A 16174-nucleotide genomic window follows, 5' to 3' on the forward strand; every position below is an offset into this window, starting at 1 on the left:
GCAATTATACCATTGTCATCTAGATTTGGCAATTACTTATCCCCTTTTTTAGCAAAAACTGGTTGTTCGTTCAAGCAATCACTCAATTGTGCGAATTGTTGAATACTCAACTGTTCCGCACGGGTACTTGGGGCAATATCAGCTTGATCCAATGCAGCGACTAACCCTGCTTTGACTTCTTCTTGTTTTCCAAATTGGTTTTGTAAATTATTCCAGAGTGTTTTACGACGTTGCGCAAAAGCACCGCGAACTAATTGATCAAATAATTGTTGGTTTTGAACAGTCACCAAGGGTTCTTGACGACCCACAAATTCAACAATCGCTGAATCGACGTTAGGTTGGGGTACAAAAGCTGTCTTAGGGACAATGAAGGCTAATTTAACTTCAGAGTGCAATTGAACAGCGATACTCAATGAACCATAAGCTTTTGAACCTGGTGCAGCATCGATTCGTTCTGCGACTTCTTTTTGCATCATCAAGACCATGCGATCGATTGGTAAACCGGCTTCCAATAAATGTAACATGATTGGTGTTGTGATGTAATAAGGCAAATTAGCCACAATTTTAAGGTTGTGTTGGCCGTCAAAATGCTTGGCGATCAAGGTTGGCAAGTCAGCTTCCAAGATATCTTGGTTTAAAACCGTCACATTATGATAATGATTTAACGTATCTTTTAAAACTGGAATTAAGCGATCATCAATTTCAAAACTCAAAACTTGATGGGCTTTTCTAGCAATTTGTTCCGTTAAAGAACCAATCCCGGGGCCAATTTCGATAACATCATCATCTTTAGTAATCTCACCCGCTTCAACGATTTGTTTTAAAATCGTAATGTTGGTTAAGAAGTTTTGACCTAAACTCTTTTTAAATTTAAAACCGTACCGTTTAAGGATTTTTCTCGTACGCTCTGGGTTTGCAATGTCTTCCATGTTAGTCTCCTAATTCTTCGTTAATTTGTCTTAGTGCTGCGCCAAATTCGTCTTGGCTCACCTGGAACATTTTAAGGCGCTTATACAGTTGTTTACTATTTGTGTAACCAATATGCAAGACTTCCCCTAAACGTTCACGACGGGCCTTGGCAGACGGACCAGCAATCAAGCCGGCCACCAATAAATCAGACTGACTAATTTGTTCGACTGCATCTTCATCTTGCGTCAATAGATTTTCGAGTGCTTGTTTAATCGCTGCGGGTTTAGCATGTTCAATCCCTAAGCTACCACCCATTTTTTCTGGTTTAGCTTCTGAACGGGGTAAAAAGGCATGTTCAACACCCGGCACATTTTGTGAAATAATCTTACGGATTTTTTCACCATGAAAATCGGGATCGGTGAAGACAATCACGCCGCGTTTTTCTTGGGCTAACGCAATTTTTTCAACAATTTCATCATTAATTGCGGAACCGCGGGTTTCAATTGTATCGACATCCGGGAATACTTCTCTTAATCGTTTGGTATCATCGCGGCCTTCAACAACGATGACTTCTTGAATCGTTTTTTTCATATTGCTCCTAACTTAAAAATACGGTGCGCATTTGCATACGTCGCTGCCGCAATTTCTTCTGGTGCGACCTCTCTTAACTTGGCAATTACCTCAACCACATAGCGCGTATAGCCTGGTTGATTTTGCTTACCACGATAAGGCGTGGGTGTTAAGTAAGGGGCATCTGTTTCGACTAACATCACATCTAATGGGCATAATTTGGCTGCTTCATGCACCTCACGCGCATTCTTGAAACTGACCACACCACTAAACGAAATTTGCATCCCAAGATCCATAAATCGTTTCAACCATTCAGAATCACCGTTAAAACTGTGGATAATGCCACCGCAATCACGGACATCTGTTTCTTTTAAAATCTTGTAGGTATCTTCCAAAGCATCCCGCGTATGCACTGAAATTGGCATATGGAGGGACTTGGCGATTTCAATTTGGCGTTCAAAAACAGTTCGTTGCACGTCTCTTGGTGACGTGTCCCAGTGATAGTCCAAGCCGATTTCGCCTAGCGCAACTACTTCTGGTAATTGTAACTGTTCAATTAATTGCGCTTCTTGGACCTTCGTATAATCCTTTGCTGATTCTGGATGCCAGCCAATAATAGCCGATAACGCTTTGTATTGTTGTGCTAAACGTAGCGCACCGTCATTTAAAACCGTATCAGAACCCACAATTGCCATCTCCGTAACCCCTAGGTCAGCGGCCTGTTGGATAAAGTCGGCTTCTTGACCGGCATATGGCGTATCGTTTAAATGCGTATGTGAATCAAATATCTGCATTTTAATCTCCTTTTAGCATCTTAATTTTCAAAGTCAAACCGTTTCAAACGCACTCTTGATTTAAACGTGCTTTCATTAACCGCTTTCTGCGCCTTGCCAAATCAGTCAAATCACCGACTCTGTCGGTAATTCACCTGATTAAGCAAGTACTCAAAAGCAACCCGTTAATGACGCACTCTAAACGTGCTCTGTAACCCATATCCTTCCGGTTAACCCTGAACGCCAAACAATCGCCATGCGATTATTCGTCCCTCTGTGTTAATCCTCAGGATATAACCAGGGTTACGACGCACTCTTATTTTAAACGTGCTTTTTGAAACTGACTTCTGTGCTTAGCGTCACTCGTCAAACAACTGCTTACAGCAGTTATTCGCCGAGCTATGCTAATGCTCAAAGTCAAAGCGTTTCAGACGCACTCTTTTCCATAACAAAGGGCTAAAAGACCTACAGAATGTAAATGTCTTTTAGCCCTTTTGACGTTTCTGTTATTTTAAATTAACCAATTTGTGAACCATTCACTAAGTTGCTAGGTACAACTACCAATTCAACATCTGAACCGTGTTCTGCTGAAAGCAACATGCCTTGGCTTAATTCGCCACGTAATTTACGTGGTTTTAAGTTAGTAACGGCTAAGACTTTCTTGCCGACTAATTTTTCGAAATCTGGGTAGAATTCTGCAATTCCTGAGATGATTTGGCGATCGCCTTGATCACCGGCATCTAGTCGGAATTTCAAGAGTTTATCAGCGCCTTCCACCTTAGAAACAGCTTTGATTTCAGCAACCCGAATTTCTGATTGATCGAAATCTTCGAATTTAATGGCATCTTTTTCACTGACTAATTCAGTGGCCTTAGGATCAAAGTCTGCGACTTCTTCTGCAGCAACTTGTTTAGCTTTCACTTTTTCGTTCACCAAACCAGCTTTTTGAGCAGCCATCATTTGTTCCTTGATGTAAGCCACTTCTTCATCTAAATCAAGACGTGGGAAGATTGGTGTCCCTTTAGCAATCACTTTAATATCACTTGGGAAGCGGCCGTAAACCATTTCGCGTTGTGCTTCTTGATCAAAATCAAGGCCTAATTGCGCGAACATTTCACGTGGGGCATGTGTCATGACTGGTTGTAATAAGAGGGCCACAATCCGTAAACTTTCTGCTAAGTGTGCTAGGACACTATCGAGTTCAGCCTTGCGACTGTCATCTTTGGCTAAAACCCATGGTTCTGTTTCATCGATATATTTATTAGCACGACTGATTAATTGCCAGATTGTATCAAGTGCATCTGAGAATTTCAATTGATCCATTAAAGTTGAATATTGGGCAATTGTTTGCGTTGCCGTTGCTTGTAAGTCAGCATCAAAAGCTGTGACGTCAGCTTGATAACTTGGCACGTGACCATCATCGTATTTGTTGATCATTGCGACTGTCCGGTTTAAGAGGTTCCCTAAATCATTGGCTAAATCGTAATTAATCCGGCTGACGAAATCTTCTGGTGTGAAGACGCCGTCGTTACCAAATGGAATGGCACGCATTAAGTAATAACGAAGCGCATCTAAACCGTAACGTTCAACTAACATTTCAGGGTAAACAACGTTCCCCTTAGATTTAGACATCTTACCGTCTTTCATCAATAACCAACCATGACCAAAGATTTGTTTTGGTAATGGCAAATCAAGGGCCATCAAGAAGATTGGCCAGTAAATCGCATGGAAACGCACAATTTCTTTACCCACCAAGTGAACATCAGCTGGCCAGTATTTGTTGAATAATTGATCGTCATCTGAACCATAACCAAGCGCTGTGATGTAGTTTGATAAAGCATCTAACCAGACGTAAACAACGTGTTTGGGATTACCTGTGACATGAATTCCCCAATCAAATGAGATCCGTGAAACGGATAAGTCTTCCAAACCAGGTTTGATGAAGTTGTTGATCATTTCGTTTTTACGTGATGATGGTTCGATAAAATCAGCGTGTTCTTCATAGTATGCTAATAAACGATCGGCATACTTGCTCATCTTGAACTTATAAGTTTCTTCGGCAACACGTTGAACTTCGTGACCTGAAGGGGCCTTACCACCGATGACCTTACCGTTTTCGTCTTTGTAGACTTCCGTTAATTGTGATTCCGTGAAGTATTCTTCATCAGAAACAGAGTACCAACCTTCATATTGGCCAAGATAGATATCACCTTGTTCCACTAACCGATCAAAAATCTTTTGAACGGCTTTCACGTGGTAATCGTCTGTTGTGCGGATAAATTTATCGTTTGAAATTTCAAGCGTCTTCCATAATGCTTGAATTTCTTCAGCCATACCGTCCACGTAAGCTTGTGGGGCTAGATTTTTTTCAGCTGCTTTTTGTTCGAGTTTCAAACCATGTTCGTCAGTCCCTGTTAAGAAGAAGACATCAAAACCCATCAAGCGTTTGTAACGTGCAATTACGTCCGCTGCGATGGTCGTGTATGAGTTCCCGATTGTTAATTTACCAGAAGGATAATAGATGGGGGTTGTTACGTAAAAAGTTGGTTTCTTGTCTGCCATTTGATTCGCTCCTTAATTAAAAAAACGAGAATAAAAAGTTATTCTCGACCTTTTTTAATAATCCATATAAGTACTCAAAGTATAGCATAAAATCAAGCCCGCGACAAAAAGTGTTCTGCTTTTAAAGCACTAAAATAACGACGTTTGTTCCGGGCCTTTAGGTGCTAAATTTTCAAAGGTAATCCCTAATATTTGTTGTAAGGCTAAGGCGTTATCGGCAGCATCCCCACCGGAATTATTATTGAAGATAATAGCGACTTCCTTAGCCTGATTGGTTAAGCGCTGAACCGTTGCGGCAAACTGCTGCAATTCATCTGCGTTATAGCGATAAAGGGTCCGTTGTTTGCGCCACATTGCGCCCGGATTCTGCCAACCGGCCATATTGCGCCCATGCAACCGGAGCATCGCAAAATCTGGATTCGTCACAACCGGTTCAAACGGGACACTATTGGTGGGCGTCTGCGCTTCGTCAGCAATTACATGTGTCATTTTTAACTGTTTTAAAAAAGCAAACATGTTCTGCTTATACGCTTCATCGTACCAAGTGCCATTACGAAACTCGACCGCAATCGGCACATCGGGCAACCACGTGCGAATGCGTCTCAAGTACTGCACATTTTCCTGATTCAATTGAAAAAACGGCGGGAACTGAAATAGGACCGCCGTTAATTGCCCCGCATCTAAGAGCGGTTGAATCGATTGTTTGTAACGAACAAACAATTCCTTTTCCGTACTAGTGAAGTCCGTGTAATCTTCCTGTTTGGTCATCGCCTTATGTGCTTTGACGATAAATTGAAATTGGTGCGGCACTTGCTGCAGCCACTTAGCGCTAACGGTTGGTGCTTGTAGCGCATAATAAAAACTATCGACCTCGACAATTGGTAAGAATTGCGCGTAATCGTTCAACGTCAACTGCTTTTTCTCCGGCATTAGGGACTGGTGCTCACTCCAAGTCGTTAAACCGATCGTGATCATTTAACCACCACCTAATAGCGTTTAAATTGTTGCACAAGTTGTTTTTCTTGTTCCGTCAAATCTTTTAAAGTCTCGATTAACTGTTGACCGACCTGCTTATAGTTAGTTTGAATTCGCGTTAAGCAAAATTCAATCACTAATAAAAGGACCATCAATTCAATCGCTCGGCCTTCTGTAAAGTTAACGCCCAATAAGTTCACTTGGCTGTCGGCCGTAAAGACTTTAATAATAATATAGAGTGAAAATAACTCTTCAATGACCCTAAAGATTCTGAGGCCTTGTAATTTACGTTTCAATACTTGGAGCACCATCAAAGTTTGTTCTTTCGTCATCATTTAATTCCCCTCCTCAATCGGAAATGCTTCATAGGCAATTAATTGTTCCCCGTGAAAATCGGTGTAGTAACGTTTAACATTTTTGGCGAGCACTTCTGGTAAAATCACTTTCAAATCGGCAACAATACCGTAGTTCTCTTCAGATAAAACCCATTGCTCATCGAATAGTTGTAAGATGCCTTCGCGCGTGCCAACCGGATAGAGCGGTAACTGCACCGATTCCTTAATCTCCGCCAAAAAGACATCAATCCCGGCGATAAACTCACCGTCAATATGCCAGTCCAACCACCCCGTATTATACAAGGTATATTGATTCTGATTGAGACCCGTTTCTTCAAAAATCTCGCGTCGCATACCCATTTCGGCAGTTTCGTCACCCTCGTTCTTGCCACCAATCCCATTCCAAAGGCCAGCATAGGGCTTTTTAAGTCGGTTTAATAATAGTAATGTACCGCGGTAACGAATCACGGCTAAATTATAGCGTCGTTTAGTCACTGGTTAACATCCTCGTCTTTTTATAATTACCTATATTCTAGCATACTTACCCACTAAAAAATGACGTCAGGTTCCCCTAAACGTCATTTTGGCATTAGGCTTCTGCTTGTTCTTTAAGAGCCTTCATTTTTTTAACTTGATATTGCTTGGCGATTAAAATCATCGTTTGATATAAATCAACAATGTACGGTTCAAACTTCGGTTCTTCAACCGCAGCCAATCGTTGGTCCATTACCGCTTTTTCGCGTTGAATGTTGGTCAAACCGATTTGATTGTCAAATTTGATTTGGGCAATTTCATCAACCACTGCCATCCGTTGTTCAAATAGGGCAGCAAGTTGTTGATCAAGCGCATGAATTTTTTGATATTGTTCTTCTAACATCTTCATTCTCCTCAATTAACGTAGTGAATAAGGCATTTCAATTTCATTTAAGAAATCACGGACTGATAAATCATATAAGCGTTGGAAATATTCTGGTGTTGCTTCTTTATCAGAAACACTCAAGACAAACGCATTTTGTTGATCACTTTTACCAATGCCAACATAGGCCATTTGTTGCGTTTTATTAGCTAACAAGTGGTCTGAATGAAGAATATCATAAACTTGGCGCACATCTAAACGCAATTGGCGTTCGCTCAAAACCGGTGTTAGCGTCAATAATTGTTGTAAGTTAGTGGCCGCAAAACCAAGCGTCTCTAACACGCGGTCAAATGCAACCCACAAGTTAATCACAGCTCGGCGTAATGTGAACGGTGAATCGATTGTTTTCCGTTGTAAAACTTGGTATAAAATTTGGGCTTGTGGATAAGCCACTGGATAATCGGTTGTCCACTGGTTATCCAACTGTTGATTACCGCCATCGAAAAAGACAAGTGCATCCAATAACGTTAAGACGCGGTAAATCACCCATTGGTTGTCTGGATCATCTTTTTCAGGGGTCATATTATCGCGGAAACCTTCTAGATAGGCTTGTTTGGTTTCGGTATCGACAAAACCGTGGGCCACTTGTTCTTGTTGAATAATGGTATGGACTGCCGCATTGTACAATGTCATCCCAGTAGCCATTAATTGTTCATCTAACTGGGCATTTTCAGTCGTCACATCTTCCAAAACCTGTGGAAAACCGGTCGATAACAATAATAAATGGAGTAGTTCGTGTGATAATGAATAATCCACAGCTGTCGCATCTGTTAATAAGATTGCCAAACTGCCATCGTCATTCATCACGCGTTGTGCCTGGTCGTGTTTTAACATCCCAGAAGCTTCTTGTGCAACCCGAATCTTAATCGGTTGTGGATAATTAGCCTGTACTTGTGCAACTAAACTTTGAATCTCTGGTGAAAAGTCATTTTCTGTCATGATTACGCTCCCTTAACAACATCTATTCTTATCATGATAAGCTAAATCACGCTAAATTACCAACGGTTCAAACCAGATTAAAGCGTTTTAATTTGGTATACTGTAGGTAACCAAACTAAAAGGATGTGTTGACCATGACAGAACCAGAACACCGCAAAGTGATTTTATATCTCGCGCAAAGTTTAGACGGCTTTATTGCTGAAAAAGATGGCAGTACCGCTTGGCTATCCGCACTTAATTCATCAGAATCCGATGCCGCTATTCAAAGCTTTTACCAAGGTGTCGATACCATTATTATGGGCCGTAAAACTTATGAACAATGTATCAAACTGGCTGGGACCTATCCTTATCAGGAAAAACAAAGTTATGTTTTTTCTAAAACACTCCACGATACCGCCGACCGCACCAATGTGGTCACCGGTAATGTGCCAGAATTCGTCCGCCAATTAAAAGCACAAGATGGTGGCAATATTTGGTTAGTTGGTGGCGCTGAAACATTCACAATGCTCTTGAAAGCCCAATTAGTAGACGAACTAATCATCACCATCGCTCCCGTTTTACTAGGCGACGGTATTTCCCTCATCAGCACCCACTTAACGGACATGCCATTAGAATTAAGTAAAACCCGCCAACTAGGCCAATTCGTAGAACTAACCTATAAAATTAATTATTAAAACGAAGTGCGTTCAATGTAGACACATGCTGAGGATTAGCTTAGTCTATCAAATAAGTGACCCTGTCACTTATTTGATAGACGGTGCTAAACGCAAGCATGTACATTGAAAAGCACGTTTTAAATCTGAGTGCGTTCAATGCGGTTATGTTCTGAGCATTAGCATAGATAGGCGAACGACCGATGCAATCGGTTGTTTGACTAGCGGTGCTAAACGCAAGCATGTACATTGAAAAGCACGTTACAATCTGAGTGCGTTCAAGCACTAACTTAACCGCCATACGTCCAAGACAATTTGTCTTGGGCGTTTTTTATTTGGCCACCCTCCCTCATATTAATCAGTGTCATTGACAATTACCAAATTGAGAGAACCTAATGTTTTCAATTCCATTACAGAACGTTTACTGAAAACGCGCTGGAGATTTACAAAGTTTCCCTATACTGAATTTGTACTTCAATATTGCAACGACATAAGGAGGCTTTTTCACATGACGGATATTCAATGCGTCATTTTTGATTGGGCAGGGACTATAATCGATTTTGGCAGTTTAGATCCAGTATTAGCATTTCAAAGTGCGTTTAACGCTGCCGGCATCCAAATCGATACCGACAGAATTAGACAGGATATGGGCATCGAAAAACATGAACACATTGCCAAACTCGCTAAAATGCCAGAGGTACAACGTGCTTGGTTTGCAAAATACAAACGCGGGATAACCGATGCCGATCAATTGCAACTCTTTAACTATTTTGAACAATTCTTGCTCAATCGCTTGAGTACAGAAACAACACTGACCCCTGCAGTTCTTCAAGTCCAAACTTATTTAAAAGCACATCATATCCACATCGCGACAACGACCGGCTACACCAAAGCAATGCTCGCAATCGCCGCTAAGCAAGCAGGACTACTTGGTTATCATCCCGAACTGATGGTTTCAAAAGAAGACGTCGCTGCTGGTCGGCCAGCACCCGATATGATTAACCACATCATGACTGCGTTCAATATCACCGACCCGCAAACAGTCGTTAAAGTCGGTGACACCGTTATTGATATGCAAGAAGGCAAAAATGCCGGCGTCTTAACCGTTGGCCTTATCGAAAGTAGTAGCCTTCTTGGTTTAAGCCAAGCCAAACTCATCGACCTGCCTCAAAAAACACGGCTTGCTAAATTTGCAGAAATCACTAAAACCCTCAAAGCGGCTGGTGCTGACTATGTTATTCATAATCTCAGCGAACTACCCGCCATTCTTGCAAAATACCAAACACCACAAAAGGAGCACGCCTAATCATGAACCAGCCGTATTTACTTTTAACCCTCGGCCCACTCAGCAATCAGCTGCCGTTAAAGAAGCTATGCAAGTCGACCTTAGCACCTGGGATCAAGACTACCTCGCCATCACCGAAGATATCCGCCAACAATTAGTCGCACTCGCCCAAGCCAAGTTAGACACCTACACCACCGTTTTATTACAAGGCAGTGGCAGCTACGGCGTCGAAGCGGTTCTTAACACGGTGCTTCCTAAAAAGGAGCAACAAGCTTATGGCTGTCTGATGATTGCCATCAACGGGGCTTATGGTAAACGAATAGCCGATGAAATAAGCTATAAAAAAAGAACCCCACAAATGTGGAGTTCTCTTAGAAATAAAGGAAATTATTTCAAGTTAACGACAGCGCCAACTTCTTCTAATTTAGCTTTCATTTCTTCTGCTTCGTCTTTAGAAACGTCTTCTTTAAGAGCTGAAGGAGCGTTATCAACTAAGCCCTTAGCATCTTTCAAGCCTAAGCCTGTGATTTCACGAACGGCTTTGATAACTTTAACCTTTTCTTGGCCGATTTCTGATAATTCAACAGTAAAGCTGTCTTTTTCAGCTGCTGCGTCTGCGCTAGCTGCACCTGCTGCTGCTACTGGAGCTGCTGCAGAAACACCGAATTCTTCTTCGATTGCTTTAACTAAGTCGTTTAATTCTAAGATTGATGATTCTTTTAATTGATCAACAATTGCATTTACGTCTAATGCCATTTTTGTTTCCTCCATTTTATGGGTAATATTTTTTTGATAACACTTTTAACTACACAATTTTAAATTATGCAGCTGGTTCGTCTTTGCTGTCGGCAACTGCTTTAACAGCATATGCGACGTTGCGGACTGGTGCTTGTAATACAGAAAGTAACATTGATAATAAACCGTCGCGACTTGGTAATGTAGCCAAGGCGTTGATTTCATCAAGTGTTGCCACTTTACCTTCGATCATACCACCTTTGATTTCAAGTGCATCAGCACTCTTAGCAAAGTTAGCGATGATCTTAGCTGGTGCAACAACATCTTCGTTAGAAAATGCAACTGCAGTAGGGCCAGAGAATGTTTCATCTAAACCTTCGTAACCAGCTTTGTCTGCTGCACGACGCAAGTAAGTGTTTTTAACAACTTCCATTTGTACGCCAGCTTCACGTAATTGTTTACGTAATTCAGTAACTTGTTCTACTGTTAAGCCACGGTAATCCATAACTACGATAGAAACAGCGTTATTAAATTTTTCAACAACTGTGTCAACAATTTGTGCTTTTTTTGCAATGATTGTTTCGCTCAATTGATTCACCTCCATTAGATTTGTAAAACTTGTGGTCAAGAGTCTCTTATAAAATAAAAAACTCCATGTCCACCAAGACATAGAGAGGGATTTCAACGTATCTTCCTCGGCAGGATATTAAGCCTATTGGCACCTGAGTCTTCGGTAGCATAAATAACCAACTACAAATATAGCATGTAAAAAGCATGCCGTCAATGCTAATTTAACTATAAATATTTATTATAGCAGCATTACTTTATACTTATTTTATTTTTCTGAAAAGAGCGTATAAAATATAGCTATTCAAGAAAATTAAGATAGTAGAGGTGTTTCTTTTTGAACAATATTTTAGTTATCAATGCTGGTAGTTCATCCCTAAAGTGGCAACTATTTCAACAAACCGATTTAAGCTTAGTGGCTAGCGGTTTGATGGAACGGATGAACACCCCTGAAGCGCGCTTTACTTTTAAATTCAACGGCCAAAAAGAACAGGTCGCAATCGCTAATCTAACCTATGAAGATGGCGTTATTCGTTTACTGAAACAATTACAAGACAATGCCATTATTGACTCTCCTAGCGACATTGTCGCAGTTGGTCACCGAGTGGTTGCCGGCGCAACAACATTTGAAAAATCAACGTTAATCACTGCCGATAATTTGGCAACTCTCAAAGCACTCGATAAATATGCACCATTACACAACCCCGTGCAAGTGGATTGCATTGAAACTTTAATGCACATTCTACCAACTTCAGTACCAGAAGTCGCTGTCTTCGATAGTCAATTCTACCTAGATATGCCAGATGCAACCAGTTTTTATGGACTTCCTTATGAAGATAGCCAAAAATACCAAATCCGTAAATACGGCGAACACGGTATTAGTCACGGCTATATCTTACAAGAAACAGCTGACTTTTTAAACCAACCAGTCGCAGATTTAAAATTGATCACCCTACATCTTGGTGGTGGTTCTTCAATCACAGCTAGCCAAAATGGCAAACCAGTCGATACATCAATGGGCTTCACCCCACTTGAAGGTCTTCCAATGGGCACTCGTGCTGGTTCGTTAGATGCTGCTATTGTCCCCTTCTTAATGAATGAATTAAATAAGAGTGCTGACGAAATCATCACGCTCTTAAATACAGAATCAGGAATTCTCGGCGTTTCAGGTATTTCTGCTGATATGCGTGATATCCAATCATCATTGGCAACTAATCCTCGTGCCGAATTAGCTTATGATATGTTCATCACTTCTGCTGCTAAGTTTATCGGTAGCTACTACGTTGAACTTGGCGGTGCCAATGTCATTACTTTCACAGCCGGAATTGGTGAAAATGATGCTAAAATGCGCGCTGATGTCTGCGACCGCTTAGCCGTTCTAGGCGTTAAGATTGATCCAGAACGTAATGAACAAGGCCATGGTGCGCGTCAAATTAGTACCGACGATTCAGCTATCAAGGTCTTGATGATTCCTACTAATGAAGAATTAGCGATTGCCAAACAAGTTAAAGCACTCGTTTAAATTTAATCGATAAGCATTTAAGGTTTTACACCTTAAATGCTTATTTTTGTACCTAAATAATTCGCTTTTGTATTAATAAACGAACTTTAATCGTATTATTTTTATGATTTTTCGTATTTAGTCTTAAAAAATAAAACCTTTTGGTGTACAATAAGGCAATAGTTCTTATTTCAAATAAATTAAGAGGTGCATTATGGATAAGAGAGTTGATTCTATATCAGAAACACGAACGAATTGGTTAGAACACCAATTCAAAATTAAGGAAAGTGGTTCAACCCTTAAGACTGAAATCATCGCCGGGATTACAACTTTCATCGCGATGTCATATATTTTATTCGTGAACCCCACAATTTTGGGGGACGCTGGTTTAGATAAAGGCGCCGTCTTCGTCGCCACAGCACTTACCGGTATCGTTGGTTGTTTAGCAATGGCCCTCATTGCCAACTACCCAATCGCAGTTGCCCCCGGACTTGGTAGTAACGCCTTTTTCGCCTACTCTGTTGTTTTAGGCATGGGCATTCCTTGGCAGACAGCTTTAGCCGGTGTTTTTGTTGCTTCCTTACTCTTCATGCTCGTCACTGTTTTAAAAGTTCGTGAAGTGGTCATTAACGCGATTCCCGCCAATCTCAAATCTGCGATGGCCGTTGGTATTGGGTTATTCATCGCTTTTACCGGTTTAAAGCAAGGCGGTCTGGTGGTTGCCAGCGCCAAATCTTTCGTTACCATCACTAACTGGTCTAATCCGCATGTTTGGTTAACCGTCTTCGGCCTAATCTTAACAGTCGCTTTACTCGCTCGTAAAATTCCTGGCGCCCTCTTCATTGGGTTAGCCGCTACTGCCATCATGGGTGTCGTTACCGGTTTAATCGCAATGCCCACCGGTGTCGTTTCTTCAATTCCTAGCCTCGCACCAACTTTCGGTGTGTCTCTCATTCATCTTAAGGATGTTTTCTCGGTTCAAATGGCGGTCGTTGTTCTCGTCTTTTTCTTCAGCGTGTTCTTCGACACAACCGGGACCGTGATCGGTTTAGCCCAACAAGCTGGCTTCATCAAAGATAACAAAATGCCCAAAGAAGTCGGCAAAGCCCTCTTCGCAGATTCAACATCAATGATCGCCGGTTCCGTTTTTGGCTCAACACCAACTGCTTGTTATATTGAATCTTCAACTGGGATCGCCGTTGGTGGCCGTACCGGTTTTACCGCAGTCGTTGTCGCCATCATGTTCGCTCTTAGTTTATTCTTCTCGCCTTTATTAGCAGTTGTAACATCTGAAGTAACTGCTCCCATTTTAATTATCGTTGGCTCATTCATGATTAAATCAATCGCCAACATCGATTGGTCTGAATTTGAAACAGCATTCCCTGCTTTTATGATCATCCTTTGTGTCCCATTAACCTACAATATCTCATACGGCTTGGCTTTTGGTTTAATCTCATACCCCATCACAATGATTGCGGCTGGTAAGGGTAAAAAAGTGCACCCGATTATGTACGTTGCTGCCCTCTTATTCTTAGTCTTACTCTTTACAATGCACGAATTACCCGGTAAATAAAAAGGAGTTTTTAATATGGATAAATCAACTTTAAAGCAACTCATCGATCAAGCTGCCGGTCGCAAACCAGCCGACACGATCATTAAAAACGCTAAAATTGTCGATGTCTATAATGCCCGGATCATCGAAGGCACTCTCGCTATCGCGGATAGCCGTTTTCTGGGGATTGACGCAGCTTATACAGCCGATAATGTTATTAATGCACACGGTCAATACGTCGTACCCGGTTTGATTGATCCTCATATTCACATCGAGTCAGCTAACGTATCACCCGCCGTTTTTGGCTCACTCGTGACACCGCATGGGACCACCACCATTCTCGCCGATCCCCACGAAATCGTCAACGTCGCCGGTATGCGCGGCCTTGAATACATGGTTGCTTCTGCCAAAAACACAGCACTCGACATTAAGTACACGATGCCATCTTGCGTTCCCGCCGCGAATCCAACCCTCGAAACATCTGGCGCTGTCATTACCGCAGATGAGATTAAGCAATCTTACGACCAAGGACTAACCTATGGCCTTGCCGAATTCATGAACTATCCCGGCGTCGTCAATGCCGACGATGGTGTTTTAGATGAATTATTAGTTTCGCTGAACGCCCGTAAAATGATTGATGGCCATTCACCCGCACTACACGGTCAGGGGCTCAACGCTTATGCAGCCGCAGGTGTTCACAACGATCACGAATGTACACAAGTTGATGAAATGCTCGATCGTATCAGTCGCGGTATGTACGTCTATCTCCGCTACGGCACTGTTTCAAAGAATATGCCGACACTTTTAAAAGGTGTTACACCTCAAAATGCACGCTTTTGTTGCCTCTGTGGTGACGATTTACAATCCGTTACCCTTCGCGAAACTGGCCACTTGGACGAAAGCATTCGTGTCGCCATTCAAAACGGGATTGATCCGCTAACCGCCATTCAGATGGCCACCATCAACACAGCTCAATGTACCGGACTCAGCGATCGTGGTGGTATTGCACCTGGTCTCAAAGCTGATTTCTTATTGGTCGACGACCTCGAACACTTCAACGTTAACCAAACCTTTATTGACGGTCAAAAGATTGCCGCAAACGGCGCTTACTTATTACCGACTGACGATTCCGTCGCCGGCTTTGATGATCTTCTAGAAACCGTTCATCTCGACAATTTTTCAGCTGACCAATTAAAACTCAATCTCACCAGCGATAAAGCCCACGTGATTGGCTTACAAAGTATTAGTCGTACTCAAAACCTTGTCTTACCTGTTGCACACGATGCAGAGGGTGATTTCCACTACAAGCCTAGCGAAGATATCGTTAAAGTTGCCGTGGTTGAACGACATCATTTAACCGGCAACGTCGGTGTTGGCCTTTTAAGCGGCTTCGGACTTCAAAATGGTGCGATTGCCACCAGCATCGGTCATGATAGCCATAACTTAGTCGTTGTTGGTACCAACGACGCTGATATGGTCGTTGCCATCGATGCACTCAAAGCTTGCCAAGGTGGCGGTGTTGCCGTTCAAAATGGTCAGGTAATCGCAACCCTTCCATTTGTAATTGGTGGTTTAATGAGTACTGAACCAATTGATTCACTCATCGCCCATCAAAAAGCATTTAATACCATTTGTCATGAACAACTCAACGTCACTGCCCAATTTGATCCGATTATGAAACTCGGCGCTATGCCACTCGATGTAATTCCAAACTTACGGATTACCGATAAAGGCTTAGTTGATGTGACTAAATTTGAAATTATTGATATCAACGCCTAATCAACGGCATAAAAAAAGCGTTCATGAAGTGAACCCCCGATATTGGACCAAAATCCAATACCGGGGGTTTTTATATTGACCAAATATTCTAAAGAGTTAAAAATGAAAGTTGTTCAGGATTAT

Annotated in this window: 16 protein-coding genes and 1 other annotated feature; of the genes, 5 read left to right on the top strand and 11 right to left on the bottom strand. The window is 41.9% G+C overall.

Features of this window, described 5'->3' with window-relative positions:
* Positions 1 to 32: 32 nt before the first annotated feature.
* The 9 genes from rsmA to NDN60_RS06400 all read right to left on the bottom strand — a co-directional run bounded on the left by rsmA (position 33) and on the right by NDN60_RS06400 (position 7979).
* Positions 33 to 929, bottom strand: coding sequence for a 16S rRNA (adenine(1518)-N(6)/adenine(1519)-N(6))-dimethyltransferase RsmA (gene rsmA, locus NDN60_RS06360; protein ID WP_035145674.1), 897 nt, complete (start codon positions 927 to 929; stop codon positions 33 to 35).
* Position 930: 1 nt separating this feature from the next.
* Positions 931 to 1500, bottom strand: a complete 570-nt coding sequence (rnmV, locus tag NDN60_RS06365; RefSeq protein WP_011375348.1) for a ribonuclease M5 — start codon at positions 1498 to 1500, stop codon at positions 931 to 933.
* The gene (locus tag NDN60_RS06370) at positions 1497 to 2273 is read right to left on the bottom strand and encodes a TatD family hydrolase (RefSeq protein ID WP_011375349.1); all 777 of its coding nucleotides are present in this window, start codon (positions 2271 to 2273) and stop codon (positions 1497 to 1499) included. Before NDN60_RS06370 ends, rnmV begins: the two co-directional genes overlap by 4 nt.
* Before the next feature lie 495 nt (positions 2274 to 2768).
* Positions 2769 to 4814 carry a methionine--tRNA ligase gene (gene metG, locus NDN60_RS06375; RefSeq protein ID WP_099947752.1) on the bottom strand — a complete coding sequence of 682 codons (2046 nt, stop codon included), beginning with the start codon at positions 4812 to 4814 and terminating at the stop codon, positions 2769 to 2771.
* A gap of 129 nt (positions 4815 to 4943) precedes the next feature.
* Positions 4944 to 5789 (bottom strand): DUF72 domain-containing protein, encoded by an 846-nt coding sequence (locus NDN60_RS06380; RefSeq protein WP_011375351.1) that lies wholly within the window; start codon positions 5787 to 5789, stop codon positions 4944 to 4946.
* Between the two features lie 11 nt (positions 5790 to 5800).
* Positions 5801 to 6124, bottom strand: coding sequence for a hypothetical protein (locus tag NDN60_RS06385; protein ID WP_016265648.1), 324 nt, complete (start codon positions 6122 to 6124; stop codon positions 5801 to 5803).
* A complete protein-coding gene (locus tag NDN60_RS06390; RefSeq protein ID WP_011375353.1) occupies positions 6125 to 6619 on the bottom strand; it encodes an NUDIX hydrolase in 495 nt (164 codons plus the stop codon).
* 94 nt (positions 6620 to 6713) lie between these two features.
* Complete coding sequence (locus tag NDN60_RS06395; protein WP_076648085.1) at positions 6714 to 7001, bottom strand: chorismate mutase; 288 nt, start codon at positions 6999 to 7001, stop codon at positions 6714 to 6716.
* Between the two features lie 15 nt (positions 7002 to 7016).
* Entirely contained in the window at positions 7017 to 7979 is a 963-nt protein-coding gene (locus NDN60_RS06400; protein WP_099769176.1) for a hypothetical protein, read from the bottom strand.
* A gap of 134 nt (positions 7980 to 8113) precedes the next feature.
* Here NDN60_RS06400 and NDN60_RS06405 point away from each other — a divergent pair, with 134 nt between their 5' ends.
* Positions 8114 to 8653 (top strand): dihydrofolate reductase family protein, encoded by a 540-nt coding sequence (locus tag NDN60_RS06405; protein ID WP_011375356.1) that lies wholly within the window; start codon positions 8114 to 8116, stop codon positions 8651 to 8653.
* A 487-nt stretch (positions 8654 to 9140) separates the two neighbouring features.
* Entirely contained in the window at positions 9141 to 9938 is a 798-nt protein-coding gene (phnX, locus tag NDN60_RS06410) for a phosphonoacetaldehyde hydrolase (protein WP_011375357.1), read from the top strand.
* Positions 9939 to 10304: 366 nt separating this feature from the next.
* Here phnX and rplL read toward each other — a convergent pair whose 3' ends face one another.
* Positions 10305 to 10673 carry a 50S ribosomal protein L7/L12 gene (gene rplL, locus NDN60_RS06415; protein ID WP_056947518.1) on the bottom strand — a complete coding sequence of 123 codons (369 nt, stop codon included), beginning with the start codon at positions 10671 to 10673 and terminating at the stop codon, positions 10305 to 10307.
* A 64-nt stretch (positions 10674 to 10737) separates the two neighbouring features.
* Positions 10738 to 11241, bottom strand: coding sequence for a 50S ribosomal protein L10 (gene rplJ / locus NDN60_RS06420; protein WP_016265659.1), 504 nt, complete (start codon positions 11239 to 11241; stop codon positions 10738 to 10740).
* 45 nt (positions 11242 to 11286) lie between these two features.
* Positions 11287 to 11404: a sequence feature (ribosomal protein L10 leader region), on the bottom strand.
* 152 nt (positions 11405 to 11556) lie between these two features.
* On the opposite strand from rplJ, the gene NDN60_RS06425 reads away from it, so the two are divergent.
* From NDN60_RS06425 to ade, 3 genes are all read left to right on the top strand, one after another.
* The gene (locus tag NDN60_RS06425; RefSeq protein ID WP_056947516.1) at positions 11557 to 12741 is read left to right on the top strand and encodes an acetate/propionate family kinase; all 1185 of its coding nucleotides are present in this window, start codon (positions 11557 to 11559) and stop codon (positions 12739 to 12741) included.
* A 193-nt stretch (positions 12742 to 12934) separates the two neighbouring features.
* A complete protein-coding gene (locus tag NDN60_RS06430; protein WP_056947514.1) occupies positions 12935 to 14293 on the top strand; it encodes an NCS2 family permease in 1359 nt (452 codons plus the stop codon).
* A gap of 15 nt (positions 14294 to 14308) precedes the next feature.
* Positions 14309 to 16051, top strand: coding sequence for an adenine deaminase (gene ade / locus NDN60_RS06435; protein ID WP_011375362.1), 1743 nt, complete (start codon positions 14309 to 14311; stop codon positions 16049 to 16051).
* Positions 16052 to 16174: the final 123 nt, after the last annotated feature.

Source organism: Latilactobacillus sp., from assembly GCF_033176295.1.
GTDB lineage: Bacteria > Bacillota > Bacilli > Lactobacillales > Lactobacillaceae > Latilactobacillus > Latilactobacillus sakei.

Excerpts from the sequence above, each read along its gene's own strand:
- rsmA (WP_035145674.1), bottom strand. The coding sequence starts at position 929 with ATGGAAGACATTGCAAACCCAGAGCGTACGAGAAAAATCCTTAAACGG.
- rnmV (WP_011375348.1), bottom strand. The coding sequence starts at position 1,500 with ATGAAAAAAACGATTCAAGAAGTCATCGTTGTTGAAGGCCGCGATGAT.
- NDN60_RS06370 (WP_011375349.1), bottom strand. The coding sequence starts at position 2,273 with ATGCAGATATTTGATTCACATACGCATTTAAACGATACGCCATATGCC.
- metG (WP_099947752.1), bottom strand. The coding sequence starts at position 4,814 with ATGGCAGACAAGAAACCAACTTTTTACGTAACAACCCCCATCTATTAT.
- NDN60_RS06380 (WP_011375351.1), bottom strand. The coding sequence starts at position 5,789 with ATGATCACGATCGGTTTAACGACTTGGAGTGAGCACCAGTCCCTAATG.
- NDN60_RS06385 (WP_016265648.1), bottom strand. The coding sequence starts at position 6,124 with ATGATGACGAAAGAACAAACTTTGATGGTGCTCCAAGTATTGAAACGT.
- NDN60_RS06395 (WP_076648085.1), bottom strand. The coding sequence starts at position 7,001 with ATGTTAGAAGAACAATATCAAAAAATTCATGCGCTTGATCAACAACTT.
- NDN60_RS06400 (WP_099769176.1), bottom strand. The coding sequence starts at position 7,979 with ATGACAGAAAATGACTTTTCACCAGAGATTCAAAGTTTAGTTGCACAA.
- NDN60_RS06405 (WP_011375356.1), top strand. The coding sequence starts at position 8,114 with ATGACAGAACCAGAACACCGCAAAGTGATTTTATATCTCGCGCAAAGT.
- phnX (WP_011375357.1), top strand. The coding sequence starts at position 9,141 with ATGACGGATATTCAATGCGTCATTTTTGATTGGGCAGGGACTATAATC.
- rplL (WP_056947518.1), bottom strand. The coding sequence starts at position 10,673 with ATGGCATTAGACGTAAATGCAATTGTTGATCAATTAAAAGAATCATCA.
- NDN60_RS06430 (WP_056947514.1), top strand. The coding sequence starts at position 12,935 with ATGGATAAGAGAGTTGATTCTATATCAGAAACACGAACGAATTGGTTA.
- ade (WP_011375362.1), top strand. The coding sequence starts at position 14,309 with ATGGATAAATCAACTTTAAAGCAACTCATCGATCAAGCTGCCGGTCGC.